At 45.3% G+C, this 24,636-nt stretch carries 22 protein-coding genes and 1 pseudogene; 11 read left to right on the top strand and 12 right to left on the bottom strand.

The window, feature by feature from the left end; all coding sequences use genetic code 11:
• Positions 1-62: 62 nt before the first annotated feature.
• From BTA30_RS04170 to BTA30_RS04160, 3 genes are all read left to right on the top strand, one after another.
• Positions 63-1,778 carry an ABC transporter ATP-binding protein gene (locus tag BTA30_RS04170; protein WP_076759635.1) on the top strand — a complete coding sequence of 572 codons (1,716 nt, stop codon included), beginning with the start codon at positions 63-65 and terminating at the stop codon, positions 1,776-1,778.
• A 137-nt stretch (positions 1,779-1,915) separates the two neighbouring features.
• Positions 1,916-2,224, top strand: coding sequence for a PadR family transcriptional regulator (locus BTA30_RS04165; RefSeq protein WP_076759632.1), 309 nt, complete (start codon positions 1,916-1,918; stop codon positions 2,222-2,224).
• Positions 2,225-2,242: 18 nt separating this feature from the next.
• Positions 2,243-3,436, top strand: a complete 1,194-nt coding sequence (locus tag BTA30_RS04160; protein ID WP_076759631.1) for a chromate transporter — start codon at positions 2,243-2,245, stop codon at positions 3,434-3,436.
• Between the two features lie 91 nt (positions 3,437-3,527).
• On the opposite strand, the gene prpB is transcribed toward BTA30_RS04160, so the two are convergent.
• From prpB to BTA30_RS04130, 6 genes are all read right to left on the bottom strand, one after another.
• Complete coding sequence (prpB, locus tag BTA30_RS04155; RefSeq protein WP_076759628.1) at positions 3,528-4,445, bottom strand: methylisocitrate lyase; 918 nt, start codon at positions 4,443-4,445, stop codon at positions 3,528-3,530.
• A gap of 12 nt (positions 4,446-4,457) precedes the next feature.
• Complete coding sequence (locus tag BTA30_RS04150) at positions 4,458-5,897, bottom strand: bifunctional 2-methylcitrate dehydratase/aconitate hydratase (RefSeq protein ID WP_076759626.1); 1,440 nt, start codon at positions 5,895-5,897, stop codon at positions 4,458-4,460.
• A 32-nt stretch (positions 5,898-5,929) separates the two neighbouring features.
• Entirely contained in the window at positions 5,930-7,045 is a 1,116-nt protein-coding gene (gene mmgD, locus BTA30_RS04145; protein WP_076759624.1) for a citrate synthase, read from the bottom strand.
• A gap of 76 nt (positions 7,046-7,121) precedes the next feature.
• Positions 7,122-7,793, bottom strand: coding sequence for a GntR family transcriptional regulator (locus BTA30_RS04140; RefSeq protein WP_076759622.1), 672 nt, complete (start codon positions 7,791-7,793; stop codon positions 7,122-7,124).
• A 157-nt stretch (positions 7,794-7,950) separates the two neighbouring features.
• Positions 7,951-8,799 (bottom strand): dTDP-4-dehydrorhamnose reductase family protein, encoded by an 849-nt coding sequence (locus tag BTA30_RS04135; RefSeq protein ID WP_076759619.1) that lies wholly within the window; start codon positions 8,797-8,799, stop codon positions 7,951-7,953.
• Positions 8,796-9,785: a polysaccharide biosynthesis protein gene (locus BTA30_RS04130; RefSeq protein ID WP_076759617.1), complete on the bottom strand. Its 990-nt coding sequence runs from the start codon at positions 9,783-9,785 to the stop codon at positions 8,796-8,798. Before BTA30_RS04130 ends, BTA30_RS04135 begins: the two co-directional genes overlap by 4 nt.
• A gap of 290 nt (positions 9,786-10,075) precedes the next feature.
• Here BTA30_RS04130 and wecB point away from each other — a divergent pair, with 290 nt between their 5' ends.
• The 8 genes and pseudogenes from wecB (at position 10,076) to BTA30_RS04095 (ending at position 17,650) form a co-directional block, all read left to right on the top strand.
• Complete coding sequence (gene wecB, locus BTA30_RS04125) at positions 10,076-11,167, top strand: non-hydrolyzing UDP-N-acetylglucosamine 2-epimerase (protein WP_076759614.1); 1,092 nt, start codon at positions 10,076-10,078, stop codon at positions 11,165-11,167.
• A gap of 129 nt (positions 11,168-11,296) precedes the next feature.
• Positions 11,297-11,887, top strand: coding sequence for a DNA-3-methyladenine glycosylase (locus BTA30_RS04120; protein WP_076759612.1), 591 nt, complete (start codon positions 11,297-11,299; stop codon positions 11,885-11,887).
• A gap of 61 nt (positions 11,888-11,948) precedes the next feature.
• A pseudogene (locus tag BTA30_RS24560) lies at positions 11,949-12,059 on the top strand (hypothetical protein); the annotation flags it as partial.
• 171 nt (positions 12,060-12,230) lie between these two features.
• Positions 12,231-14,177: a BglG family transcription antiterminator gene (locus BTA30_RS04115; protein WP_076759610.1), complete on the top strand. Its 1,947-nt coding sequence runs from the start codon at positions 12,231-12,233 to the stop codon at positions 14,175-14,177.
• A gap of 127 nt (positions 14,178-14,304) precedes the next feature.
• Complete coding sequence (gene licB / locus BTA30_RS04110; protein WP_076759607.1) at positions 14,305-14,610, top strand: PTS lichenan transporter subunit IIB; 306 nt, start codon at positions 14,305-14,307, stop codon at positions 14,608-14,610.
• A 14-nt stretch (positions 14,611-14,624) separates the two neighbouring features.
• Positions 14,625-15,977 (top strand): PTS cellobiose transporter subunit IIC, encoded by a 1,353-nt coding sequence (celB, locus tag BTA30_RS04105; protein WP_076759605.1) that lies wholly within the window; start codon positions 14,625-14,627, stop codon positions 15,975-15,977.
• A 15-nt stretch (positions 15,978-15,992) separates the two neighbouring features.
• A complete protein-coding gene (locus BTA30_RS04100; RefSeq protein ID WP_076759602.1) occupies positions 15,993-16,322 on the top strand; it encodes a PTS lactose/cellobiose transporter subunit IIA in 330 nt (109 codons plus the stop codon).
• The gene (locus tag BTA30_RS04095; RefSeq protein WP_076759599.1) at positions 16,322-17,650 is read left to right on the top strand and encodes a 6-phospho-beta-glucosidase; all 1,329 of its coding nucleotides are present in this window, start codon (positions 16,322-16,324) and stop codon (positions 17,648-17,650) included. The genes BTA30_RS04100 and BTA30_RS04095 overlap by 1 nt, the downstream gene beginning before the upstream one ends.
• Before the next feature lie 155 nt (positions 17,651-17,805).
• On the opposite strand, the gene BTA30_RS04090 is transcribed toward BTA30_RS04095, so the two are convergent.
• From BTA30_RS04090 to dltA, 6 genes are all read right to left on the bottom strand, one after another.
• Positions 17,806-19,074: an MFS transporter gene (locus BTA30_RS04090; protein WP_076760252.1), complete on the bottom strand. Its 1,269-nt coding sequence runs from the start codon at positions 19,072-19,074 to the stop codon at positions 17,806-17,808.
• Positions 19,075-19,279: 205 nt separating this feature from the next.
• Positions 19,280-20,371 carry a branched-chain amino acid aminotransferase gene (locus BTA30_RS04085; RefSeq protein WP_076759598.1) on the bottom strand — a complete coding sequence of 364 codons (1,092 nt, stop codon included), beginning with the start codon at positions 20,369-20,371 and terminating at the stop codon, positions 19,280-19,282.
• Between the two features lie 181 nt (positions 20,372-20,552).
• Complete coding sequence (gene dltD, locus BTA30_RS04080) at positions 20,553-21,722, bottom strand: D-alanyl-lipoteichoic acid biosynthesis protein DltD (RefSeq protein WP_076759596.1); 1,170 nt, start codon at positions 21,720-21,722, stop codon at positions 20,553-20,555.
• On the bottom strand, positions 21,722-21,958 hold the full coding sequence (dltC, locus tag BTA30_RS04075) for a D-alanine--poly(phosphoribitol) ligase subunit 2 (protein WP_076759594.1): 237 nt from the start codon (positions 21,956-21,958) through the stop codon (positions 21,722-21,724). The genes dltD and dltC overlap by 1 nt, the downstream gene beginning before the upstream one ends.
• Before the next feature lie 15 nt (positions 21,959-21,973).
• Positions 21,974-23,131 carry a D-alanyl-lipoteichoic acid biosynthesis protein DltB gene (gene dltB / locus BTA30_RS04070; protein ID WP_076759592.1) on the bottom strand — a complete coding sequence of 386 codons (1,158 nt, stop codon included), beginning with the start codon at positions 23,129-23,131 and terminating at the stop codon, positions 21,974-21,976.
• A complete protein-coding gene (gene dltA / locus BTA30_RS04065; protein ID WP_076759590.1) occupies positions 23,128-24,636 on the bottom strand; it encodes a D-alanine--poly(phosphoribitol) ligase subunit DltA in 1,509 nt (502 codons plus the stop codon). Before dltA ends, dltB begins: the two co-directional genes overlap by 4 nt.

Here is a 24,636-nt window from a genome sequence, read left to right as displayed (position 1 = left end):
AACCTTTAAACTGTGATACGATCTATTTCATAAAGATTTTAAAAAGGAGTGCACATCATAACATGATACGTCGCTTTTTTTCATACTATAAGCCGCATAAACGGCTGTTCTTGATTGATTTCAGCAGTGCGATCATCGTCGCAGTTCTAGAACTCGCGTTTCCTTTAGTTGTTCAGTGGTTCATCGATACACTGATTCCGGGGGGAGACTGGTTTGAAATCGTCTGGGTCAGCATCGGGCTGCTGTTGATCTATCTGCTCAGCACAGGTCTCCAGTACATCGTCAATTACCTTGGGCATCAGCTGGGGATTAACATAGAAACAGACATGCGCCAGGAGCTCTTTCAACATGTGCAGCGTCAATCGTTCCGCTACTTTGATAATACGAAAACAGGGCATATTATCAGCCGCATCACAAACGATCTGTTTGACATCGGAGAGCTGGCCCATCACGGACCGGAAGATTTGTTTATTGCGGTTATGACCTTTTTTGGAGCATTCTGGATCATGTTGACGATTAACGTAAAGCTTGCACTGGCCGCCATTTTGTTTGTTCCGCTGCTGATTATTTTGATCACTTATTCAAACATCAGAATGAACCGTGCCTGGAGAGAGATGTATAGTGAGATTGCAGATGTCAACGCCAGGGTTGAGGACAGCGTATCAGGCGTTCGCGTCGTTCAATCGTTCACCAACGAACGCTTTGAGATTTCCCGTTTTTTGAAAAATAATCAAAAATTCCGCAACGCCAAACTCAAAGGGTATAAAACAATGGCGCTGACGACAGCAGGGACATTTTTAATGACTCGGCTGATGATTCTTTCAGTCCTTGTGTTCGGGGCGTGGCTCAGTTTTTCCGGGAACATGTCATATGGCGAATTTGTAGGATTTGTTCTGTATGTCAATGTTTTGTTTAAGCCGATCGATAAAATCAGCGCGATTTTGGAGCTTTATCCGAAAGGAATGGCCGGGTTCAAGCGGTTTACGGAATTAATAAATACAAAGCCGCAGATTGTTGACCGCGAGGATGCTGTTGATGTTCCCGCTTTAGAAGGACACATTGTCTTCCGCAATGTGACATTTGGCTATGAAGAGCATAAACCTGTCCTTTCAGGAATTGATTTATCGATCAGATCAGGTGAGACGGTTGCATTTGTAGGACCGTCAGGAGCGGGCAAAACGACGATCAGCTCGCTGATTCCGCGCTTCTATGATGTAGACGGCGGATCGATTACGATTGACGGAATCGATATCCGTGACATGACAAAGCGGTCTCTACGTTCGCAAATCGGCATAGTTCAGCAGGATGTGTTTCTATTTACAGGTACTCTTCGTGAAAACATTGCCTACGGACAATTGGATGCAACAGATGAAGAAATTAAACAGGCAGCTAAGATGGCGCATTTGGAACAGCTTATTGAGTCGCTTCCGGACGGCTATGAAACCCAGGTCGGTGAGAGAGGACTGAAGCTGTCGGGCGGTCAAAAACAGCGGATCGCGATCGCCCGGATGTTTCTGAAAAACCCGCCGATCCTCATTTTGGATGAAGCTACGTCTGCTCTTGATACAGAGACGGAACAAATTATTCAAAACGCTTTGACCGAGCTCGCAAAAGACAGGACAACGCTCGTCATCGCCCACAGGCTTGCCACCATCCGCAACGCCGACAGGATTGTAGTCGTAACGGAAGACGGAATCGCAGAAGAAGGATCACACGATGAATTGGTGGAAAAGGGCGGGATATTCGCCAGCCTTCACCGGGTTCAATATCAGTCATGAAAAAAACGGGCAAGCCTATGTTTAGGCTTGCTTTTTCGTTCAAAAGACCTTGAAAAAGGGGGATGTGAGGTGTTAAACTTCCGTTATATATTCAATATCGAAATCCGATATTGATTTTCGATAAAGGGGGTGCTGTATTGGAAGATAAAGTATTGCGAAAACTATTCCTCGGCTTCATTCAGATTCATATTCTGCACCATGCCAGTGAACATCCGATTTTCGGATTGTGGATGCTCGAGGAATTAAAGGAACACGGATATAACATCAGTGCGGGCACATTGTATCCGATACTTCATTCCATGGAGTCTGACGGACTGCTCAAAAAAGAAGAACGAAATGTGGACGGGAAAATCAGAAAGTATTATTCTGCTACGGAAAAAGGAATCAGCGTACTAAAGGACGCAAGATTGAAAGCATATGAACTGTTTAAGGAAATTAAAGAATAGCCAAAAAGGAGTGGGAAAATGACAAAGCATAAAGCGGACAGAAGCTTGAAGACGCTGATTGAAATCCTCTTTGTTTCAACGAGACTTGGATTGACGTCTTTTGGAGGACCGATTGCTCACTTAGGATATTTCCACGCAGAGTATATCCGTAAAAGAAATTGGCTGGATGAAAAAAACTATGCCGATCTGGTCGCTTTATGCCAGTTTTTGCCCGGTCCGGCCAGCAGCCAGGTTGGGATCGGAATCGGTGTCATGCGTGCCGGCGTTCTCGGCGGAATATTGGCGTTTATCGGGTTTACGCTGCCGTCTGTGATCGCATTGGTTTTATTTGCCTTGATCCTTCAGGGGACTGAAATCGGAAGCGCCGGCTGGATCCATGGGTTAAAAATCGTTGCCGTTGCCGTAGTCGCACAGGCGATCCTAGGCATGGCGCAAAAGCTGACGCCTGATTTAAAACGAAAGGCGATTGCTTTGTTTGCGCTTGTCACTACACTGCTTTGGCAGACGGCATTTACCCAGGTCGGCATCATCCTGCTTGCTGCATTCGCCGGCTATCTCTTCTATAAAGAGCAGAAAGAAACGAACGATTCTGTGATGAAGTTTCCCGTATCCCGGCGGTTCGCAGCGGTTTGTCTGAGCTTATTTTTCGGACTGCTAATTCTTCTGCCGGTTTTAAGGGAAATGACATCCATCAGCTGGATTGCGATGTTCGACAGTTTTTACAGATCGGGTTCGCTCGTCTTCGGCGGCGGCCATGTCGTATTGCCTTTATTGGAACGTGAATTTGTTCCTGCTGGGTGGTTAAGTGAAGAAGCGTTTTTAGCCGGTTATGGTGCGGCCCAGGCTGTTCCGGGTCCATTGTTTACATTTGCTTCATATCTCGGTGCGGTCATCAATGGCTGGCAAGGCGGACTGCTTGCAACAGCTGCGATCTTTCTGCCGGCATTCCTTCTCATCTTGGGAACGCTGCCTTTTTGGGATACACTGCGCCGAAATCCGAAAGTAAAAGGGGCTTTAATGGGAGTGAACGCAGCTGTTGTAGGAATACTGATTTCGGCGTTTTATCATCCGATCTGGACCAGTTCCATCCTGGCGCCGCTTGATTTTGCGTTTGCAGCCGTTTTATTCAGCCTGCTTGCCTACTGGAAGCTCCCGCCTTGGATAGTCGTTGCTGCCGGTGCTGCAGGAGGCGCTTTGATGACACTGGTTTAGGGTTACAAAAAGGCTGCCGATAGAGATCGACAGCCTTTTTTAACTTGCCTGACATACACCCCGCGGTCTGTCGGCATCTCAGCCGACCATTTCAGCGCTTTTCTTTTCCGATCTCGGGCAGTATGGTTTTGGCAATGTTTTCATCCATTTTTTCATAGTCATAGTAATGGATAGCATCATATAGCTCCTCACGCGTCTGCATATCTTGCAGTACGTCTTTTTGCGTGCCTTTTTCATAAATTTCCGCAAAGACCCGTTCATACGCTTTTGCAGCAGCCCTCATGGAAGTGACCGGATAAATCACCATGCCGCATCCGAGCAGCTGAAATTCTTCTGCTGTATAATAAGGCGTTTTTCCGAATTCCGTCATATTGGCCAGCAGAGGAGCCTTTATGGCTGAAGCTATTTCTTGAAATTCGGCCGCACTTGTCAATGCTTCCGGAAAAATCGCGTCAGCCCCTGCATCAGCGTACAGATTGGCCCGTCTGACCGCGGCTTCAGTTCCTTCAACAGCTTTTGCATCCGTACGGGCCACGATCACGAGTGAAGGAGCGGTTTCTTTAATCGCTTTGATTTTTGCTATCATGTCTTCTGCGGAAATCAGTGTTTTTCCGTTTAAGTGTCCGCATTTTTTTGGCAGCTGCTGATCTTCGATTTGGACGGCTGCGACTCTGCTCTCCATCATTTCTGCGGCTGTACGAGCTGCATTCAACACTCCGCCATAGCCAGTGTCAATATCAACCAAAAGCGGGAGGTTCGCGGCTCTGACTAGTTCGCGGGCTTTTTCCGCCATCTCTTGTGAGTGGATTATCCCGAGGTCCGGCATTCCGCGGCTTGCCGTATAAGCTGCTCCTGAAAGATAGAGGGCTTTAAAGCCGATATTCTTAGCGGTTATCGCCGCCATTCCGTCGTGAACCCCGGGGATTTTTAAAATATCCGGCGCTTTCATAAGCCTTCTGAACGCTTCAGCCAGTTCCTCCTGGCTCGCTTGTTTTGAAACTATCCACATGCTAAAAACCTCCTAGATCACAAACAATTCCATAAAATCTGGGACAGATGTGTCTTTTAATTTGTGCGGATCATTGAGCAAAGAGTTGATTTGTTCCGCCTGGCCAGCCGGGAAGCGGGTTTTCAAATTGGCTATCAATTTTTCCTTGAGCAGCGGAATGCCTTCATTTCGGCGGCGCCGATGGCCGAGCGGATACTCGATCGCGACTTTTTCCGAATGTGTGCCGTCTTTATAAAAAACTTGAACGGCATTTGCGATGGACCGTTTTTCCGGATCGAGGTAATCGGCAGAGTATTGTTTGTTTTCTACCGTTGTCATTTTCGCGCGGAGCCGGTCGATCTCCGGATTTTGCGCTGTTTCATCTTCATAATGGTCAGCCGTGATGTCCCCGTAAATGAGACCGATGGCCGTTATATATTGGAGGCAGTGGTCACGGTCAGCCGGATTGTGTAAGCTTCCAGTTTTGTCGATAATTCGTATGGCTGATTCGTGAGTCGTTATGACGATTTGGTCAATTTCATCAAGTCTGTCTTTCACTTGGCTATGAAGCTGGATCGCCGCTTCAGCCGCCGTTTGGGCATGAAATTCCGCCGGGTATGAAATTTTAAAGAGGACATTTTCGATCACATAAGAGCCGAGCGGCCTGGCAAGCGTCAGTTCTTTTCCGCCGAATAATACATCTTGAAATCCCCACATTGGAGCGGACAATGCCGTTTTGTAGCCCATTTCGCCTTTTAGGGTCATGAGAGCAAGCCTTACGCCGCGGCTGGTCGCATCACCGGCGGCCCATGACTTCCGCGATCCGGTATTCGGCGCGTGCCGATAGGTCCGCAGGCTGGAATTATCAACCCAAGCTTGTGAAACGGCATTGATGACATCTTGTTTTGTGCCCCCTAAAAGCGAGCATGCGACAGCCGCTGAGGCGACTTTTACAAATAGCACGTGGTCAAGACCGTTTCTGTTCAGACTGTTGTTGAGAGCGAGGATGCCTTGAATCTCATGGGCTTTTACAATCGCCGTGAGCACGTCGTTTATGGTGAGCGGTTCTTTGCCTGCTGCCAGCCGCTGTCTGCTGATATAGTCGGTGCAGGCTAAAATGGCTCCCAAGTTATCTGACGGGTGACCCCACTCGGCCGCCAGCCATGTGTCATTATAATCGAGCCAGCGTATCATACAGCCGATATTGAACGCACCCTGCACTGGATCAAGTTCAAACTGCGTGCCCGGAACGCGGGTTCCGTTTGGGACGACTGTTCCCGGCACAATCGGGCCGAGATGTTTCGTGCATTCGGGAAACTTGAGCGCCAATATTCCGCAGCCGAGTGTATCCATTAAGACATAGCGCGCCGTCTCAATGGCTTCTTCGCTTGAAATGGCGGCATTGACCGTATAGTCTGCAATTTCTTCAAGCAATTGATCACAGATTTTAGCTTCTGTTATCTTCGTTTTCATGAAATCACCCTTTCTTTCTTGATCAATCTAAATTATGGATGAAGATGACGCGGTCCAGTATAGTGAACCCGCGGACGGAACAGCCGATTGTCCGCATGCTGTTCAATGACGTGCGCACTTAAGCCGATAGAGCGGGCCGCAAAGAATATCGGCGTATAGAGATCGATCGGAATGCCGAGCAGATAATAGACGGGAGCCGCGTAATAATCAAGGTTTGGATAAAGTCCCTTTTCTTCACGCATCAGTTTTTCGCCTTCATCGCACATTTCAAATAAATCCTGCCTTCCGAATTTGTGAGCCAGCGAAAAGAGCGCTTTTTTCAATAGAGCTGCGCGCGGGTCCATTTTTCTCATGTATACGCGGTGTCCAAAGCCCATAATCTTTTCTTTTTTGTTTAACTTTTGCTTGATCAGTTTAATGAAGCTCGATTTTGTTTCACCTTCCAGCAGCATGTACATGACTGCTTCATTAGCGCCGCCGTGTAAATTTCCTTTTAGAGAAGCTGCGGCGCCTGTGAACGCTCCGTATATATCTGAGTTTGTCGAGGCGATGACTCTGGCGGCAAAAGTGGAGTTCGGCATTTCGTGCTCGCTGTAGAGCATTAATGTTTGATCAAAGACAGCCGTTTCTTGTTCGCTCGGCTCTTTTCCCGTCAGCATGTATAGAAAATTCTGGCTGTAGGACAATTGTTGATCAGGCATTATGGTTTTCTGCTGATGCAAGATGCGGTAGCTGTTTGCAGTAATATTCGGAACCTGTGCGATCAAACGCAATGCTTTGGCCGTATTTGCTGTTCTAGACCGGTCATCCAGTTCCGGATCATATCCAGATAAAGCTGAAATTCCTGTTCTGAGTGCATCCATTGGGTGAGTATCCTGCGGAAGTGATGACAGAATGGTGTAGATTCCTTTAGGAAGTTCATAGACATTCTTTAAAGCGCTTTCAATTTCGTTTAGTTCCATCTGATCAGGCAGCTTATCATGCAGGAGAAGGTAGACGAGGTTTAGATATGTTTTTTGTTCCGCAAGCTCGATCAGATCATAGCCTTTGATGACGATTTCTTCCGCTTCGGTATCCAGGTAGGAAATTTTTGTTTCTCCTGCGATGACGCCTTCCAATCCGGGTTTAAATACACCTTGTTTGCCCATTTTTCCACCTCATATTCGTTATTTGGCATGTGTGTGCAAATACGTGATGTGAAATTGGCGTCGGCTTTTCGGAGGGTTAGTATAAACGTTCGAGCGTTTCTTCAATGGAACGTAAACTGCGTCTGATATGAGAACGCATGGCTGCTTCTGCCAAACTGCTGTTTCTTTCTTTCACGGCATCGAAAATGTCCAGATGTTCATGTAAGGATACGGACGGTTTGTAATGAGGATTTTTGTATCCGCTGATTCTCCGATACCGTTCAATCCTGCTTTCAAGCTGTTCAAGAAAACGTTTTGCAGTTGCATTTGTACTGATGGCGTGCAAAATCGAATGAAATTCAGACCCGTATTTGACCGTATCTGCCTTGCGATCCTTTGCGGCAGCCATCTTCATTAATTCGATTCTGTCTTCAAGCTGGTGAAGGCGCTCTGTTGTCATAAGCTGTGCGGCTTCGGCGGTGAGGAGCCCTTCAAGTGCTTCGCGAACTTTAAAAACTTCTTTCGCTTCATCAGGCGAAATCGGACAGACGCGAAGCCGGCCATTAGGCTGTTTATTGACCAATCCTTCAAGCTCCAGCCGGTAAAGTGCCTGGCGCAGCGGAGTTCGGCTGATTTCTAAATCCTTTGCAAGACTGTCCTCGGCAAGCTGCTCAGAGGGCGGGTATTCGAGTTCAATGATTTTGCTTCTTAGTTCATTGTAAGCATAATCACTTGCAGACTGTCTTTTGACTGGATTTGAAGAGTGCATGAAAGGTGTTCTCGCCTCCTTTTTCAGAATATAAATATAATTGTATACAATGATACAGATATGTCAATGTCATCCATGCCGATTTCCGGGGTGACAGCATCAAAAAAACAAACATCGTCTCTTAGATAAGAGATTGTTGATGTTTGTTTTTCCTTGTTCAATCGTATTGATATAAATGAGGCCGATCATTGATCCACTGTTTTAGTTCTTCGATCATCTGTTCATAGCCGGCAGGCTGATAAGGTACATCCTCCCTTGTCATGACCAGGCTTTTATCAGATTGGGTGCGATGATCGGGAATAATCGTAATTCCCCTGGAAAAGGTTTTATTTAATAAGTGGAGCAGTTCATATTTGGAGATGGACCGATTTCCGGTCAAGTGGACCAACCCGCTTAATTTTGAGGTCAGGAGCTGCTCAATCGCTTTTGCCAGTTCGAGGGTCGTCAGTCCGTTCCAGAACACGTTTTTATAGCCGTATATGATTTCCGTTTGCTTCATAAACCAATGGAACAAACCGATGCCGTCTTTCAGCTCGGGTCCGATAATGGATGTCCTGATCGTTAAGTTTTTACCGTCTGTCACCTCACCTAAACTCTTTGTTTGCGCATATACTGAACTTCCGTCTTTCACATCTGTTTCGGAATATTTTCCTTTTGAACCTGAAAAAACGCAATCGGTGCTGATATGAATCAGATCATAGTGATAGGTGCTGCTCATCTCAGACAAGAGATGCGGCAGGATGCTGTTGACATGAATCGCTTCGAGCATACGCTGGCGTGCGGCATCATTTAATATGCCTGTTGCATTAATCACGGCATCAGGTTTTACCTTTTCCAGCAGTTTTTTTAATTCATCTGTGTTTGTAGCATCGAGAAAGAAACAATTTAAATCATTCGGCAATGATTGCCGCTGTGTCCAAAATACTTCATATTGTTTTTTGGCAGAAAAATATTCTTTCAGTACATGGCCGGCCATTCCATTTCCGCCTAAAATCAACAGCTTCACTGAAGAAAACCTCCTTCCTTCAACATTTCTGCGATTTCAGCTTTGGACATAAGCAGATCATTTGATTGGAACTGCTGAAAGTCTGCTTTTGTGAATTTCTGATAGTGATGAATCAGCTTTTCTGATGGATGGGAAGGCAAGATCACATAATATTGGGAATCATAAAGGTAAGTAAACGGAGCCTCATGATTAGAAACGAGTATTTCATGAAGCTTCTCACCAGGACGAATACCTATTTCTTTTATTCCGACGGGACTTGAAGCCAGCTCCTCTATCAAAACTTCCGCAAGGTCCAGTATATTGCAAGCCTTCATTTTCATGACAAAGATTTCTCCCCCTATGGCTTCTTTGGAAGCCTTGAGCAGCAAATCAATCGCTTCGCCGACTGTAAGGAAAAATCTTGTCATCTCTTTTGAGGTCAGGGTAAGGGCCTGCCCCTTTATAATGAGGTCTTTGAAGAGCGGCACGACGCTTCCGTTTGTTCCTAAAACATTTCCGCCTCTGATGCATACAAAATCTGTGTCGGCGTTATAATCATTGGCGCGGATCATTAATCTTTCACCGAGTGATTTGGTCATTCCGTAAAAGTTGACGGGATCAGCCGCTTTATCAGTTGATACATCAATGACTTTTTTTACTTTGTTGGCGATGGCTGCACGAATGACATTTTGCGTGCCGATGACATTTGTTTTCAATGCTTCTTCAGGCTGATCCTCGCAGATTGGAACATGTTTTAATGCTGCGAGATGGAAGATATAATCAACATCTTTGCAGGCTGTCTCCAAGGAAAGATAGTCTCTTACATCGCCGATCATAAATTTTAATGAAGGGTGGTGATTGAACTCCCGCTGCATGCTGATTTGCGTGAATTCATTTCTTGAAAAAATCCTGATCTCTTTCGGTTTATATAACAGTAATTTTTTAGTCAGTTCCATCCCCCATGAACCAGTGCCTCCGGTAAGCAGTATTCGGGTGTTTTTAAACATACTTCTCCTCCTAAAACAGATCGTTTGATAGACTGTTTAAACTAGCATATAAATGTATATGATTTTTTGAAAAATTTGTGTGATAGAACCGCCTGATTTGAAAGGAATAAGGCATACTTGGATATTGCATGCAGACTTATAGCGATAGTTTGCCTATTAAATTGCACACCTTTTTCATCAATTGAATATATATATATAGATTTTCAGGCAAATAGGGCCCTAGCGGAGATTTTAACCGACGGCTGTGTCTGTGTGTTCAATCTATCCTGAGGCTAAAAAGGAGTAAGATGATGAAGATCATGACGATTATCGGAACCAGGCCGGAGATCATCCGCTTAAGTTTGATCATCCGCAAGCTTGATCAATTTGCAGATCAGCATATATTGGTTCATACTGGTCAAAACTATGATGAAAAACTAAGTGAAATTTTTTTTGAGCAATTAAATGTGAGGATGCCAGACTATCATATTAAACTGTCCCGTTATTCAATCGGCGCACAGATTGGCGAAATATTTACAGAGGTCGAGAAACTGATATTGAAGCTCAAGCCCGATAAATTGCTGGTGCTCGGCGATACGAATAGTGCGCTGTGCGCTTTTATCGGCGAAAGATACGGGATTCCCGTGTATCATATGGAGGCCGGCAATCGCTGTTTTGACAACTCGGTTCCGGAGGAGATCAATCGGAGGGTGATCGATTCAATCGCATCATTTAATTTGCCTTATACAAACATCGCCAAAGAAAACTTAGAAAGGGAAGGCATGCATCCGCAAAGAATATGGGTTTCAGGAAATCCGATTTATGAAGTGATGAATCATTTCAGTGAAGACATTTCAAAAAGGAATGTACTCGATACGTTAAATGTCAAGAGTCAATCATTTATATTGGTAACGGCGCACCGGGCTGAAAACGTAGATGTAAAGGAAAGGCTGCAGCATATTGTGGCAGCGCTGAAATCGCTGGCCAATACGTATCAAATGCCGATTATATGCAGTGTTCATCCAAGAACAAGAGATCGTTTGCAGAAGTTCGGCATTCAAAACGACGAGACGTTGCTGAAATTTTGTGAACCATTTGGTTTTTTTGATTTTATCCGGCTGCAGCAGCATGCAAAATGTGTCATAACGGACAGCGGAACGGTTCAGGAAGAAAGCTGTATACTAAGAGTTCCTTCAGTTACGATAAGAAACAGCACTGAAAGGCCGGAAACGGTGATGTGCGGAAGCAATGTTGTATCAGGACTTGAAGCAGAGCGCATCGTGAAGGCAGCAGAGCTGATGATGCAGGCCAAAACCGATTGGGAGCTGCCGGAAGGATATGCAGACCCGAACGTCTCGGACAAAATTGTTCATTTTATTTTGGGCGGTTTGAGACATGTTTGACCTATTGAGTATAGTATTCAAATCGTGAGTGGAAGCCTCCTGGTTCTGGCATAGACTTAATAAGAAATGTTAAAATTTATCATAATCAATATGCGGCTGCTCACTTAAGCCAAAAGGAGGCTGTTAAAAATGAATATCACTCACGAGCCCCTCCCGCTTGATTTTTACCGCAAACCGACAATTGAACTTGCACAATCTCTTTTAGGCTGTCTTCTGGTCAAAGAAACGAAGGAAGGGCTGGCTTCAGGGTATATTGTCGAAACTGAGGCTTATAAAGGCCCTGAAGACAGGGCTGCCCACAGCTATGGAAACCGCCGGACAAAACGGACAGACGTCATGTACAAAGAAGCCGGCGTTGTGTATACGTACACAATGCATACCCACACCTTGATCAATGTTGTGAGCGCTGGAGCTGACGAACCTGAAGCCGTTCTCATCAGGGCGGTTGAACCGCATGAAGGACTTTTGCTGATGGAGAAAAGGCGGAGCGGAAAAAAACCGCGTGATTGGACAAACGGTCCGGGGAAACTGACGAAGGCGCTTTCCATCACGATGGATGATTACGGAAGGCCGCTGGCAGAGCCCCCGCTTTACATTGCAAAAGGGTATTCCCCAAAAGACATTTCATGCGGTCCGCGCATCGGAATTGAGAATTCGGGGGAAGCCCGGGAGTATCCATGGCGGTTTTGGATTAAAGGAAATCGCTATGTTTCACGATAGGATAGACATGTTTGACTTCTGATCATCAGGGTAAAGGTGATAAAAAACGGGAGGGAGTCAAGCCATGAAGAAGATGTTTAAAAATGTCGTCAAATGGACGCCTGTCATCTATCCGATTGCAAGAAAAATCGTCAAAAACCGAAGAGAGAAAAAACAACCGACAGCCGGCTGACCGGCTGTTTTTATATGTGAATGGACAAATTGACTTGAAAACGCAATCATAATAGAATTTACTTAATCTATGAGAGGATCTTCACATAATCATTGAATATATTGAAAGCAGGAGAAAAAAGACGCTGCCTGTGTGTTCTCGATTCAAGTGACTAAAGAGGGAGGACCATCTATGCTCAATGCTCGGCTAAAGCTTATTCTCGGCGAATTGATGACAGCAGAAACACCATTGACAAGCACTTATTTGGCTAATGGATTAAATGTGACCTCCAGAACGATCAGATCAGATGTAAAAGAATTAGACCACCTCCTCTCTAAAAACGGAGCAGCCGTTCAATCGATCAGAGGAACCGGCTATCAGCTCTCCATACAGAACGACCGCCTCTTTCGCCAGCTTTTGCAAAATACATTTCAAGATGAGTTTTCAAATCCGGTTTTTCCGGATGAGCGGATTCTCTATTTGTTAAAAAGACTGCTGCTGACAGATGAGTATCTCAAACTGGAAGATTTGGCGGACGAAATGTTCATCAGCAAGTCGACGGTTCAAAACGATATGAGAGACGTACGGAAAAGGCTGAAACCTTATGGAATTGAGTTAGAGATCAAACCGAATTACGGCTTTAAGCTGAAGGGAGATGAAATGAAGCTGCGCTATTGTATGGCTGAGCATATTTTCCCAAAGCGGGAAACGGATGTCGATATTATGAACACCCGCATTTCCATTCTTCCGAAAGAAGAACTGGGTTTGATCCGTCAGACGATTTTAGACAGAATAAGCGAAGATCAGATCTCTCTTTCTGACATCGGCTTAAACAATCTCTTGATCCACATCTCCATTGCCTGCAGGCGAATTCGCAAGGGAAAGCATGTCTCGCTTTATTCCGAAGATGTAAAAGACATTATGAATCATAAAGAATATGAAGTAGCACGCGAGATTGTCCGTACGCTTGAAGAAAAATTGAAAGTGGCATTTCCGGAAAAAGAGACGGCTTATATTGCCATTCATTTACTCGGAGCCAAGAGGACGGCCATGGCCGAGATCAACGGCGATAAAATGGAAAACTTCATTGATGAAGAGACCGAGCGGCTGACACAATTGATCATGGACACAATTGAACGGAAATTCACGCTCGGCATCAAAAACGATAAAGAATTAAAAATCGGTCTCAGCCTTCACTTAAAACCTGCTTTGAATCGCTGCAAATATGGCATGAACATCAGAAATCCGATGCTTGATGCGATAAAAGCCAACTATCCGCTGGCATTTGAAGCCGGAATCCAAGCCGGTGCAGTGATCAAAAAAGAGACGGGGTTTGACATTCAGGAAAGTGAAGTCGGCTATCTCGCTTTGCATATCGGCGCGGCGATGGAAAGAAGAAAAATGAGCATTCCTTCAAAACGCTGCATGATTGTCTGTGCTTCAGGAGCAGGCAGCGCCATGCTGCTTCAGGACAGACTGAGAGCAAAATTCGGGTCGAAACTTGAAATCCTTGGAACGGTTGACTACTACAAGCTCAACCAAATCTCGCTTCACGCCCTCGATTTTGTCATTAGTACAATCCCTTTGCCTGAGGAGCTTCCGATTCCGGTAATTAAAGTAAATGCAATATTGGGAGGAACGGATTTAGCGAAAATAAAACATATCCTTGCAGCAGAACAAGAACTCGCTGCAAAATATACGAGGAAACAGCTCGTTTTTTTGCAAAAAAGCTTTCAATCCAGAGATGAAGTTCTCCGTTTTTTATGCGGAAAGATATCACAGCTTGGCCTTGCAGAGGCTGGGCTTGAAGACTCCGTTTTTGAAAGGGAGTCCGTCGCACCGACTTGTTTTGGCAATCTTGTTGCCATTCCCCATCCCATGTCACCGCACACAGATGTAACATTTTGGGCTATATGCACGCTGCAAAAACCGATAGAGTGGGAGGATAAAAGGGTTCAATTCATTTGCCTGCTCTGCGTTGAAAAGGATAATACCTCAAACCTGCAGGGAATGTACAAATTATTGGGCAATGTTTTAGATGATCAGTCGATGGTCAGGGAGCTTTTAAAATGTAAAACGTATGAGGCGTTCATGTCCGTTTTTAGAAAAAACAGCCCGAATCATTCATTTTTTGGATAAAAATGTTCCCTTGTCTTTTTTCCTCAGAGAAGAGGAAAATCATTAAGTTAATATGAAAGCGGTTTCATAATATGATGGAATTGTAACACGGAATAGAACTTATACGTAAAAGGGGGACATATAAAAAATGAACATCTTATTAGCTTGTGCAGCAGGTATGTCAACTAGTTTACTTGTTACGAAAATGGAAAAAAGCGCAGAGGAGCAAGGGAAAGATTATAAAATTTGGGCTGTTTCGGGAGGAGAAGTCCAGAATCATATTGATAAAGCGGATGTATTGCTGCTCGGCCCGCAGGTCCGGTACATGCTTCCGCAGTTAAAGACATTAGGAGAATCAAAAGGAGTGCCTGTCGATGTCATCAACACGGTCCATTACGGAACATGTAATGGAGCGGAAGTGCTAAAATCCGCTGAACAGCTTACCGGCTCTTAAAGGAGGCGGAACATGTGAATAAGTTTAATGCGTTTTTAGAGGGGAAGGTCATGCCGATTGCCGGCAGGATCGCCGCCCAGCGCCATCTGCAGGCTCTCAGAGATGGAATTATTCTTACCATGCCGCTTATCATCATCGGCTCGCTGTTTCTTATTTTAGCCAACTTGCCGATCCCTGGATACTCGGAGTTCATGGCGGGAATCTTCGGAGATCAGTGGGCAGAGAAATTAAGCTACCCTGTAGGCGTCAGCTTTGATATTATGGCGCTTATCGCAACTTTCGGGATCGCATACCGCCTTGCCGAAAAATATGATATTGATCCTTTGTCATCAGGAGCGATTGCCGTAGCGGCTTTCCTGCTCGCCACGCCTTATCAGATTCCCTTTACACCTCAAGGTTCCGCTGAGGAGATTTTAGTAACAGGCGGAATTCCGATTTCTTTAATGGGAAGCAAAGGCCTGTTTGTCGGAATGCTGATTGCTATGCTATCGACAGAAATTTACCGCTGGATTGTTCAAAAAGACATTGTCGTCAAAATGCCTGATGGCGTGCCGCCGGCTGTCAGCAAATCATTTATCGCCCTGATTCCGGGTTTCGCGGTGATTGGATTGATCTGGGTTGCCCGTCTCATCATTGAAATGACGCCGTTTGAAAGTCTGCATAATGTTGTAAATGTCCTTTTGGGCACGCCGCTCTCCATACTTGGTGGCAGCCTCGGCGGAAGCCTTGTGGCAGAGACCGTCAAAATGCTGCTGTGGTCATGCGGGCTGCACGGAGCAAACATTGTCGGCGGCGTCATGTCCCCAATCTGGTATGGGGCAATGGATGAAAACCGCCTTGCTTTACAAGCCGGTGAAGTTCTGCCAAACATTTTCACAACCCAGTTTTTCGAAATTTGGATCAATATCGGCGGAAGCGGCGCTACCTTGGCATTAGTCATCACGATGTTCTTCAGAGCGCGAAGCAAGCAAATGAAGCAGTTAGGGAAACTGGCAATCGGTCCGGCTATTTTTAATATTAATGAACCGATTATCTTCGGTATGCCGATCGTCATGAACCCGATGCTTTTAATTCCATTCATCGTATCACCGCTCTTAATGATCACGGCTACCTATATCGGAATGAGCACTGGCCTTGTCGCAAAACCGGCCGGCATCGCTGTTCCGTGGACAATGCCGCCGGGCTTCTCGGGATATTTGGCAACAGGCGGAAAAATCTCAGGAGCGGTCATGCAGCTAATCAACTTGTTCATCTCGTTCATCGTATATTATCCATTCTTTAGAATGTGGGATAAGCAAAAGCTCAAGGAAGAAAGCGAGCTGGAAGCCGGGGCGTCCGCAAATGAGGAGCAGCAGATCAGTGTATAGAAAAGGGGTGAGGAGATGTCTAAGGAATTAGAACAAACGATTTTTCAAATCATCCTTCACGGAGGAAACGGCAGAAGCTTTTGTATGGAAGCCATTGCTGAAGCGAAAAAGGGTGATTTTTCCCAAGCGAAAGAAAAGATTCGTGCAGCTGACGAGGAATTGATTAAAGCTCATCACTGTCAGACAGCACTTATTCAAAATGAAGCGAAGGGAGCAAAAACTGAGCCTTCATTATTAATGGTCCATGCTCAAGATCACTTGATGAATGCGATGACAATGAAAGATTTGGCTGCGGAAATTGTGGAGCTGTATGAAAGAATAAATGTTCACGGAGGTGTCAATTGATGAAGAAAGGTTTGAAAATCGTAACAATTGGCGGGGGATCAAGCTATACGCCGGAGCTCGTTGAAGGATTGATTAAAAGGCATGATGAGCTCCCTGTAAGCGAACTTTGGCTCGTAGATATACCGGAAGGGGAAGAAAAGCTCAATATCGTCGGCACGCTGGCAAAACGCATGGTGGAAAAAGCGGGCGTCCCGATGGATGTCCATCTGACGCTGGATCGCAGAGAAGCTTTAAAAGACGCTGACTTTGTTACGACTCAATTCCGCGTCGGTTTGTTGGAAGCGAGAGCAAAGGATGAAAGAATTCCTTTAAAATACGGTGTCATCGGCCAGGAAACAAATGGACCCGGCGGCCTTTTTAAAGGGCTTCGCACAATCCCGGTCATCCTTGATATTGCGAAAGATATAGAAGAGCTGTGTCCTGACGCGTGGCTTGTCAACTTTACCAACCCGGCGGGCATGGTGACAGAGGCGCTCCTCCGCTACTCAAACCTGAAAAAAGTCGTGGGCCTCTGCAATGTTCCGATCGGCATGAAAATGGGGGTCGCGAAAGCGCTTGATGTTGACGAAAGCCGCATCGAAATCCAATTTGCCGGTTTGAATCATATGGTGTTCGGCCTCGATGTCTTCCTGGACGGGATCAGCGTTAAGGAAAAGGTGATCGAAGCGATGGCTGATCCGGCAAATGCAATGACCATGAAAAATATTTCCGGAGAGTCGTGGGAGCCTGACTTTATCCGAGGGCTTGACCTGATACCATGCGGATACCACCGCTACTATTATAAAACGCAGGAAATGCTTGAGCATGAATTAGAGGCTTCTAAAACAGAGGGAACGCGTGCAGAAGTCGTTCAGCAAGTGGAAAAAGAATTGTTTGAACTATATAAAGATCGAGAATTGGCTATTAAACCGCCTCAGCTTGAAAAACGGGGAGGCGCGTACTACAGTGATGCAGCCTGCAATTTAATCAGCTCAATATATAATGACAAGCACGATATTCAGCCCGTCAATACGATGAACAACGGTGCGATAGCAAGCATTCCTGATGATTCAGCAGTGGAAGTCAACTGTGTCATGACGAAGAACGGGCCGAAGCCGATCGCGGTCGGAGACTTGCCTGTCACCGTCAGAGGCCTTGTCCAGCAGATTAAATCATTTGAGCGTGTCGCGGCCGAAGCGGCAGTGACAGGTGATTACAATACTGCGCTGGTGGCGATGACGATCAATCCGCTTGTACCGTCTGACAAAATCGCAAAACAAATATTGGATGAAATGCTTGAAGCGCATCAAGAGCATCTTCCGCAGTTTTTTAAATCGGTAGAAGCATAGATTGATGATCAAGGTTCCGGTTACTCCCGCCGGAACCTTTGCACGCTTGACGAGGAAAGCGTGCAAGCCCGCGGCCAGCGCATCGCCATTCTGTAGCAGCCTTGACAGCAGCTCTTATTTAAGGAGATGAACCGGGATTTTCGGGTGCCATGACCTTACATATTGGCGGTTGTCTCTTTTTCCTTTTGCAGATCTGATCGCTGAGCTTTGGCGAGCTGAGTAAACAGAAGAATGCCGATGCCTGCAAGAATCTCGATGAACCCCCCGGTCGCAATGACTTTGCCTGCGCTGAGAACCTGTGCGGCATATCCGCAGACGATCGCGCCTAAAGGAAGTGAAAGGTTTGTGATCGTATGAATGACAGCAAACACTTGAGGCTGATCATCACCTTCAACAGATGTTTGAATAATCGTGAATTCTGGAACATTGATCGAGCTGATCGCCGCTCCAAAGGCAAAGGCAGCGAGAAAGACGAGCGGTAAAAAGGTATTCAATCCGGTGATAAAATAGGCTGCCCCTTCAAGAACACCGGCCGTAATAAAAAGCAGTCCATATCTGTTGATTTTTATTTTTGCAAGAATTAGACCCAATAAAAACGCCCCTCCAGCCGTCGTAGCCTTTAGCAAAGAATGGATGAACGGCGTCCCGTTTAAATCCTCTGCAACATAAACCGCAGACAGCGCTTCCCATGGCGATGCTGCCAAATTCATAAATATACAATAAATGGCCAGCGGAAATAAGATCTTGTGGTTTCTCACAATTGTAAATCCTCTTTTTAATCTTGCAAAATATGTACCTCTTTGTTTTGAAGTATGAGACTCCGATTGCTTCTGAACGGTTTGATATTTGATGTAAAGAACAAAGATACCCGATATGATATAGAGAATGAATGAAATGATCAATGTGGTCGCAGGACCGATAAAAGTCAGAAGCACTCCGCACAGTGTAACAGCACCAAGCCTTACGATTTCTGAGGAAGACTGGAGGATCGCATTCGCCTTTTGAATCAGACTTTCATTCACGATTTGCGGAATCAGCGTGATGGAAGCGGGATTGTATGTGGCTCCCGTTGCTGAATGGATAATCATGAGCCCCAAAACAAACCACATCGGTGAAAAGCCGTTAAAATAACATATTGGAACAGTAAGAACAACGGCTGCTCTCGTCAAATCTGAAAAGTACATCCAGAATTTCAGAGCGCTTCTTTTCACCAGCGGCCCTGTCACCGGCGCCAAAAAGGCTTCGGGAAGAAAAGTGACGGCAAGCAGTAATGAAGTGCCGATGGCGCCTTTTCCATCAAAAATCAAAAACCATAAAATGGAGTTGAAAGCGAAACAGTCGGCCGAAATTTTAATGAGCCTGGAGAAGAAAAGAAATGTGAAGTTTTTCTCCCAGACGCTTAGTGGTTCAGTGGTTTTTTCCATCATTCAAAGTCCTTTCTATTTTACGTGTTGCATGGGGGTGTTGGATCGTTCCTTTCTATTGTTTTGGCATAGATAATTTTAACATAAAAGATATAAAATGGAATCTGTTTTGTCTAACAGCAGAGGGGAGATTTTAAATAGAGGGAAGCCGGATATCGGCGTGTGAGATTCAGCCCCCTTTTATGAAAAGAGGGCTGAATCGCTTTTAGCAGGTCTGGCTGACTGAATCGACTTCAACTGTCCATCCGAATGAGTCGGGCAGAGCGCCTTTTTGAATGCCTGTAATCGTGTCATAGAGCTTTTTGGCAATCTCTCCGGTTTTTCCATTGTTGATCACAAAGTTTTCCTCTTTCCAGATCAGCTCGCCGACCGGAGAAATGACGGCAGCCGTTCCGGTGCCAAAAGCTTCTTCAAGCTGGCCGACTTTGTGAGCCTGAATCAGTTCGTCAACGGAAATTCTCTTTTCAGTAACCGAGAGGCCCCATTGTTTTAAAAGATAGATGACAGAATTTCTCGTAATGCCTTCCAAAATGCTTCCGTTTAACGCAGGAGTGACAATTTCGCCGTTGATTTTGAAAAAGATGTTCATGCTTCCGACTTCTTCAATGTACTTCTTCTCGATTCCGTCCAGCCATAACACTTGGGAAAAGCCTTTGCTTTCAGCCACTTCCTGAGCCTTCAGACTCGCGGCGTAATTTCCGGCGGTCTTTGCATTTCCCGTACCGCCAGCAACAGCCCGGACAAATTCGCTTTCAACGGCAATTTTTACAGGGTGGATTCCTTCTTTATAGTAAGAGCCGACCGGCGATAAGATAATCAGCAACTTATAGGTCTTGGACGGGGCGACGCCGAGATACGGCTCCGTTGAAATAATAAATGGACGAATATAAAGGGAGGTTCCCTCTGCTGTCGGAATCCATTCTTTGTCGATCTGAAGCAGCTGTTTCAGCCCTTCCAGCACGGTATCGGGATCAACCCGCGGAATGCAGAGGCGGTCATTTGACTTATTCAGCCGCTCAACGTTTTTTTCCGGTCTGAATAACAGAACTTTTCCCTTATTTGATAGATAGGCTTTTAAGCCTTCAAAAACAGATTGGCCGTAGTGGTATACCATGGCGGCCGGATCCATTTCAATCGGCTGATAAGGTATGATCCTCGGATCATGCCAGCCGCTTTCAGCCGAATAATCCATGATAAACATGTGGTCGGTGAATGTGCGGCCGAATTCGAGCTGATCAGCCTTGGGCTTTTGTTTTTTTGCTGTACTGAGCTGTACGCTGATGGTTTGTTTTGTCATATTCATTCTCCCTGCCGTTTCTATTCTTTTTCCAAAAAATATTTATCTTCTATTTTAAACCTTCTATTGATAATCGCAATAGATTTCAGAGAAATTTGTAAAATAGAATTTTTGGAAACTTTAAAAACATTTTCGCCCAAGTTTGCAGGAGCAAAAAAGGACTCCCGCTTAAGGGAATCCTTTATGATTTCTTATGATAATACGTTTTGATTTCTTTATCTACGTAAACCCAGCCTTTCCAGCCGAGGTGGAGCGAATCCTTCAGAAAATAAGGATCATATTCATGGTCTGTTAAATCGGCAACCTGAAAACCTTCTGCTTCGATTTGCTTTTTAATCTTAGCATAGTAATCGGTCCGGCCTTTTTTAGGAAAGCCGGTGTAGTCGTAAAATTTGCCGTGCACCGGAACAGAGATGAACAGAGGGTCTGCCCCGGATTCCTTCAGGACATCCAGCATCATTTGAAAATCGCCGAATTCCACGGATTTTGCATAGTTCATCTTTTTATTATGGCCTTTAAGCTTGGCCAGCTTCGGTTTCATTTTTTTAAAGACGCCATTTGTCATTTTAAACTTATTATTCCGGGATTCCTTTTCACCAAGCTTTTCAGCCATGTGTATCAGTTCATCCCATGATTTGTTCTTCACGCTTTCTGAAATGGTCCGCTTCGGACCTTTTCCTTCCACCATGGAATAGTAGATATCCTTTTTTTCCAGAATGCTTTTATAGCCTTTGGCGGCCGGCGTCAGGAGGGACAGTGTCAGACGGTCCTGATTGAGCTCCGCTCTAAAAAGTGATGCAAGCAGGGCATCATTTTTCACCGCATCATACTTCAGCATGCGTTTGATGATTTTCTTCTTGAGCCCGGAGTCGATATCTTGATTGAACAAGAGATCGTATGCCTGTAAAGCCGAAAAGTTTGGCGCGAAATGGGATTCGTCAGACCCTTTTTTCTGAAACCATTGCGGCGAAATGATGAATACCATTTTCTTTCCTTTTAACTGATTCGCATGTGCCGCGAAATTGATCGTATGAATCAAGGACTGTGAGCCGCCTTTTCCGACTAGATAAGGGGTAAATCCTTGTTTGTTGACTTTAAAATAATTGGACGGATGAAATTTATCCAGCCGGGAAAGCTCTGATGATCCATAGATCGGAAGGTATTTAGGGTCTTCAAGCATTTTGCCCTGAAGATACGTCCCCTGGAACATCATCGGGTTTAATTCTGTAGCTGAGGTCGCGACCCGGTCTTTAGGAACGAGCGGAGCCAGCCATGAATTTGGAATCAAGATCATGGTGAAAAAAAGTAAAAATGCCAAGATGATTGGCCCGAATAAAAAACGCTTTTTCATTATCTCAACTCATTCAGCTGCTTTATAATTTGATTTGGCGTGTTCCATGCATCCCGGTCAAATTCCGTAATCGGCACAGTGATGTTAAAGTGATTCTCAAACGCAAGCAGCAGTTCTACAGTGCCAAATGAATCAAGGATTCCTTCTTCAAAAATATCGATGTCCGGATTCTCCTTAACGATATCGTCCTGACATACCTCTGCTAAAACTGAAAGTACTTCTTGATTGAAATCCATTATTAAAAACTCCTTTTAGTGAAATAGTTTTCCTGAGAAAATAAAAAATCCAAAGCATACGAAGTGGAAGGTCACAACAATTGAGACGGCTGTCGTCCACTTATTGTTCGGCCACCATTTGTACTTCTTATTCAATTTTTCAAAGAAATTGAAGCCAACCATGAGCAGTGCATGATATAGTCCGTAAATGATGTACTGAGGCGCAAGACCGTGCCAGACGCCCATCAGAAGAAACAGCAGTACATATCCGATATTAGAAACCAACATCCGGTTTTTGATCCATTTTTTCTTTGTCATCCAAAAGACAAAGCGCATGAACACGTAGTCTCTGAACCAAAATGAAAGGGACATATGCCAACGGTTCCAGAAATCTTTAATATTGCGGCTGATGAACGGCATATTAAAGTTTTCCGGAGATTTGATCCCCATGATATAGCTGATTCCGACCGCAAATGCCGTGTAGCCGGCAAAATCGAAGAACAGGTAAAGGCTGTAAGCATACATGTATGCAACTCCATGCGAAATGGCGCCGGATGTCATATACGGCAGCTTCAAAATGATATAAGTATTAATGCAGTAGCCGATGATAAATTTGTATAAAAAGCCGAGAAAAATTTTGTTGATCCCCTTGTACAGCAGCTCTTCATACTGGTCTTTCGTCCAGACCGTCTGCTCATCCTTTTCAAAACGGCGGTACCTGTCAATCGGACCGGATGAGATGGTCGGAAAAAAGAGAATAAAGTAAAGCAGCCTGCCGAGGGGAACCTGCTTTTTAATCAGCCCGTCCCGTGTTTCAATGATGAGCTGAACCCCTTTAAACGTTAAATATGAGATTCCAAGAAAGCTTGCCCAGTTGTCAACGGCAAAGAACGGCAGCAGCTTGGACAGCGCCAAAGGCAGGATCGAAGCTGCTGCAGCTAAACAAAATATGATGCCGCTGTTCGCTTTTAGACGGTAGGAAATATAGCCTTTGATCAGCACCGTCTGCCAAAGCGTAAACAGGCACAATGTAATCAGCCCGTGCAGGCTGTTTGAGAAAATAAGCGCCAACACAACAACGGACACTGCCATATTGTAAAAGCGGAAGCTTTTTCCGTTTAATCCGAGAATGATCGTCGGCGCCAGCAAAATTCCTAATATGATGAAGAAAAGAAATGAACCATACGGCGTCATACGGTTACCTCTTCTTTTAACCGTTTCCGGTCGATTTTACCGTTTGCTGTCATCGGAATCTCATTTTGATACATGAATTTTCTCGGAACCATATAAGCCGGCAGCTTGCTGCCAAGATCTTTCTTAATCGCGCTTGTCAGCTGGTATTCCTTTTCAAAATCGTGTTCGGCAGGCACGATCATTGCGATCAGATACTCGATTTTCTCTTCGCGATAAAATGGAATGACAACCGCTGATTTTACATACCGGGACTGATTGATTTGATATTCAATTTCCTCAAGCTCGATGCGGTAGCCATGCAGTTTGATTTGAAAGTCGAGTCTCCCGAAGAAGAACAGCTGGCCGTTTTCTTTGTAGCCTGCATCACCGGTCCGATAAGCCGGTGCCCCGTTATAGGAGAAAAACGCTTTTTCAGTCAGCGCTTTTTCGCCTAAATACCCTTTGCTGACGCTTGCTCCGGTAATGATGATTTCTCCTTTTTCCCCGTCTTGCACGGCTTCTCCTACTTCATTGATGATAACGATCTCAGTGTCCGGCTTCGGCGAACCGACGGGAAGGGAAGAGTATCTGTCTAAAACCTCGTCTGTCACTTCAATGGAAGTCACGGCGACTGTTGCTTCGGTCGGGCCATATGTGTTGAAAATCCGGGCTTTTGGAAATCTCTCTTTCAGCTGTCTGGCAACTGAAGCGGGAAGCGTTTCTCCGCAGAACATAAACACGGAGAGGCCCGGCAGCAGATCCTCTGAAAAGGACGGGTCCATTAAACACATCTGTGCAAACGAAGGCGTTGATGTCCATACATTGACATTTGAACGTTTCAGCGCTTCAAATAAAAGCTTCGGACGGTTAATCATATCTTTTGTGACGGTCCAAAGAGTGCCTCCCGCCTGCAGGCAAGGATAGAGGTCCATCACAGACAAATCAAAGGAAAACGGCGCCTGATTTAAAAACACCCGGCCGTTTTCAACCGGAAAATCATTTGTCATCCAGTCTGTAAAGCTCTGGAGATTATCGGCGGAAATTTGCACGCCTTTTGGATTTCCAGTGCTTCCTGATGTGTAGATGATATAGAAGGTCTCCCCGTTTTTCACCCAATGGCCCGGATTCGTCTCCAGTTCATCTTCTGTGTCAAGCCCGCTCGGTTCGATCACAGAGATGCCTGTATCTCCTGTATCGATGGCAGCGCCTGAGTTATTAAGCAAAAGCTCGGCTTTTGAGCTGTTAATGATTTTTAGAATCCGGTCTGCCGGAATTGAAACATCCACCGGGATATACGGGTGGCCGGCTTTCACACAGGCAAGGAAAGAAACCGCCATGACCGGCTTCATATGGCCGTAGACGATGATGGGAGAAGCGTCTGTTAGCGCTTCTTTTTGGAGCCGTGAGGCGAGGCGCTCAGATTGCGACCACAGTTCTCCGTAGGTCAGCTTTTCCTCTTCATTCACAAAAGCAAGTGTATCGGGTTGTGTTTGTGCGTATGTTTGAATGGTTTCTATCAGTTTCAT

The sequence above is a fragment of the Bacillus swezeyi genome (assembly GCF_001969815.1).
GTDB lineage: Bacteria > Bacillota > Bacilli > Bacillales > Bacillaceae > Bacillus > Bacillus swezeyi.
The sequence above is the reverse complement of the archived record's forward strand: the minus strand, read 5'-3'. Positions and strand labels throughout refer to the sequence as shown.

Coding starts and splice junctions, on each gene's coding strand:
- BTA30_RS04170 (WP_076759635.1), top strand. CDS start 63: ATGATACGTCGCTTTTTTTCATACTATAAGCCGCATAAACGGCTGTTC.
- BTA30_RS04160 (WP_076759631.1), top strand. CDS start 2,243: ATGACAAAGCATAAAGCGGACAGAAGCTTGAAGACGCTGATTGAAATC.
- prpB (WP_076759628.1), bottom strand. CDS start 4,445: ATGTGGATAGTTTCAAAACAAGCGAGCCAGGAGGAACTGGCTGAAGCG.
- BTA30_RS04150 (WP_076759626.1), bottom strand. CDS start 5,897: ATGAAAACGAAGATAACAGAAGCTAAAATCTGTGATCAATTGCTTGAA.
- mmgD (WP_076759624.1), bottom strand. CDS start 7,045: ATGGGCAAACAAGGTGTATTTAAACCCGGATTGGAAGGCGTCATCGCA.
- BTA30_RS04140 (WP_076759622.1), bottom strand. CDS start 7,793: ATGCACTCTTCAAATCCAGTCAAAAGACAGTCTGCAAGTGATTATGCT.
- BTA30_RS04130 (WP_076759617.1), bottom strand. CDS start 9,785: ATGTTTAAAAACACCCGAATACTGCTTACCGGAGGCACTGGTTCATGG.
- wecB (WP_076759614.1), top strand. CDS start 10,076: ATGAAGATCATGACGATTATCGGAACCAGGCCGGAGATCATCCGCTTA.
- BTA30_RS04120 (WP_076759612.1), top strand. CDS start 11,297: ATGAATATCACTCACGAGCCCCTCCCGCTTGATTTTTACCGCAAACCG.
- BTA30_RS04115 (WP_076759610.1), top strand. CDS start 12,231: ATGCTCAATGCTCGGCTAAAGCTTATTCTCGGCGAATTGATGACAGCA.
- licB (WP_076759607.1), top strand. CDS start 14,305: ATGAACATCTTATTAGCTTGTGCAGCAGGTATGTCAACTAGTTTACTT.
- BTA30_RS04100 (WP_076759602.1), top strand. CDS start 15,993: ATGTCTAAGGAATTAGAACAAACGATTTTTCAAATCATCCTTCACGGA.
- BTA30_RS04095 (WP_076759599.1), top strand. CDS start 16,322: ATGAAGAAAGGTTTGAAAATCGTAACAATTGGCGGGGGATCAAGCTAT.
- BTA30_RS04090 (WP_076760252.1), bottom strand. CDS start 19,074: ATGGAAAAAACCACTGAACCACTAAGCGTCTGGGAGAAAAACTTCACA.
- BTA30_RS04085 (WP_076759598.1), bottom strand. CDS start 20,371: ATGACAAAACAAACCATCAGCGTACAGCTCAGTACAGCAAAAAAACAA.
- dltD (WP_076759596.1), bottom strand. CDS start 21,722: ATGAAAAAGCGTTTTTTATTCGGGCCAATCATCTTGGCATTTTTACTT.
- dltC (WP_076759594.1), bottom strand. CDS start 21,958: ATGGATTTCAATCAAGAAGTACTTTCAGTTTTAGCAGAGGTATGTCAG.
- dltB (WP_076759592.1), bottom strand. CDS start 23,131: ATGACGCCGTATGGTTCATTTCTTTTCTTCATCATATTAGGAATTTTG.
- dltA (WP_076759590.1), bottom strand. CDS start 24,636: ATGAAACTGATAGAAACCATTCAAACATACGCACAAACACAACCCGAT.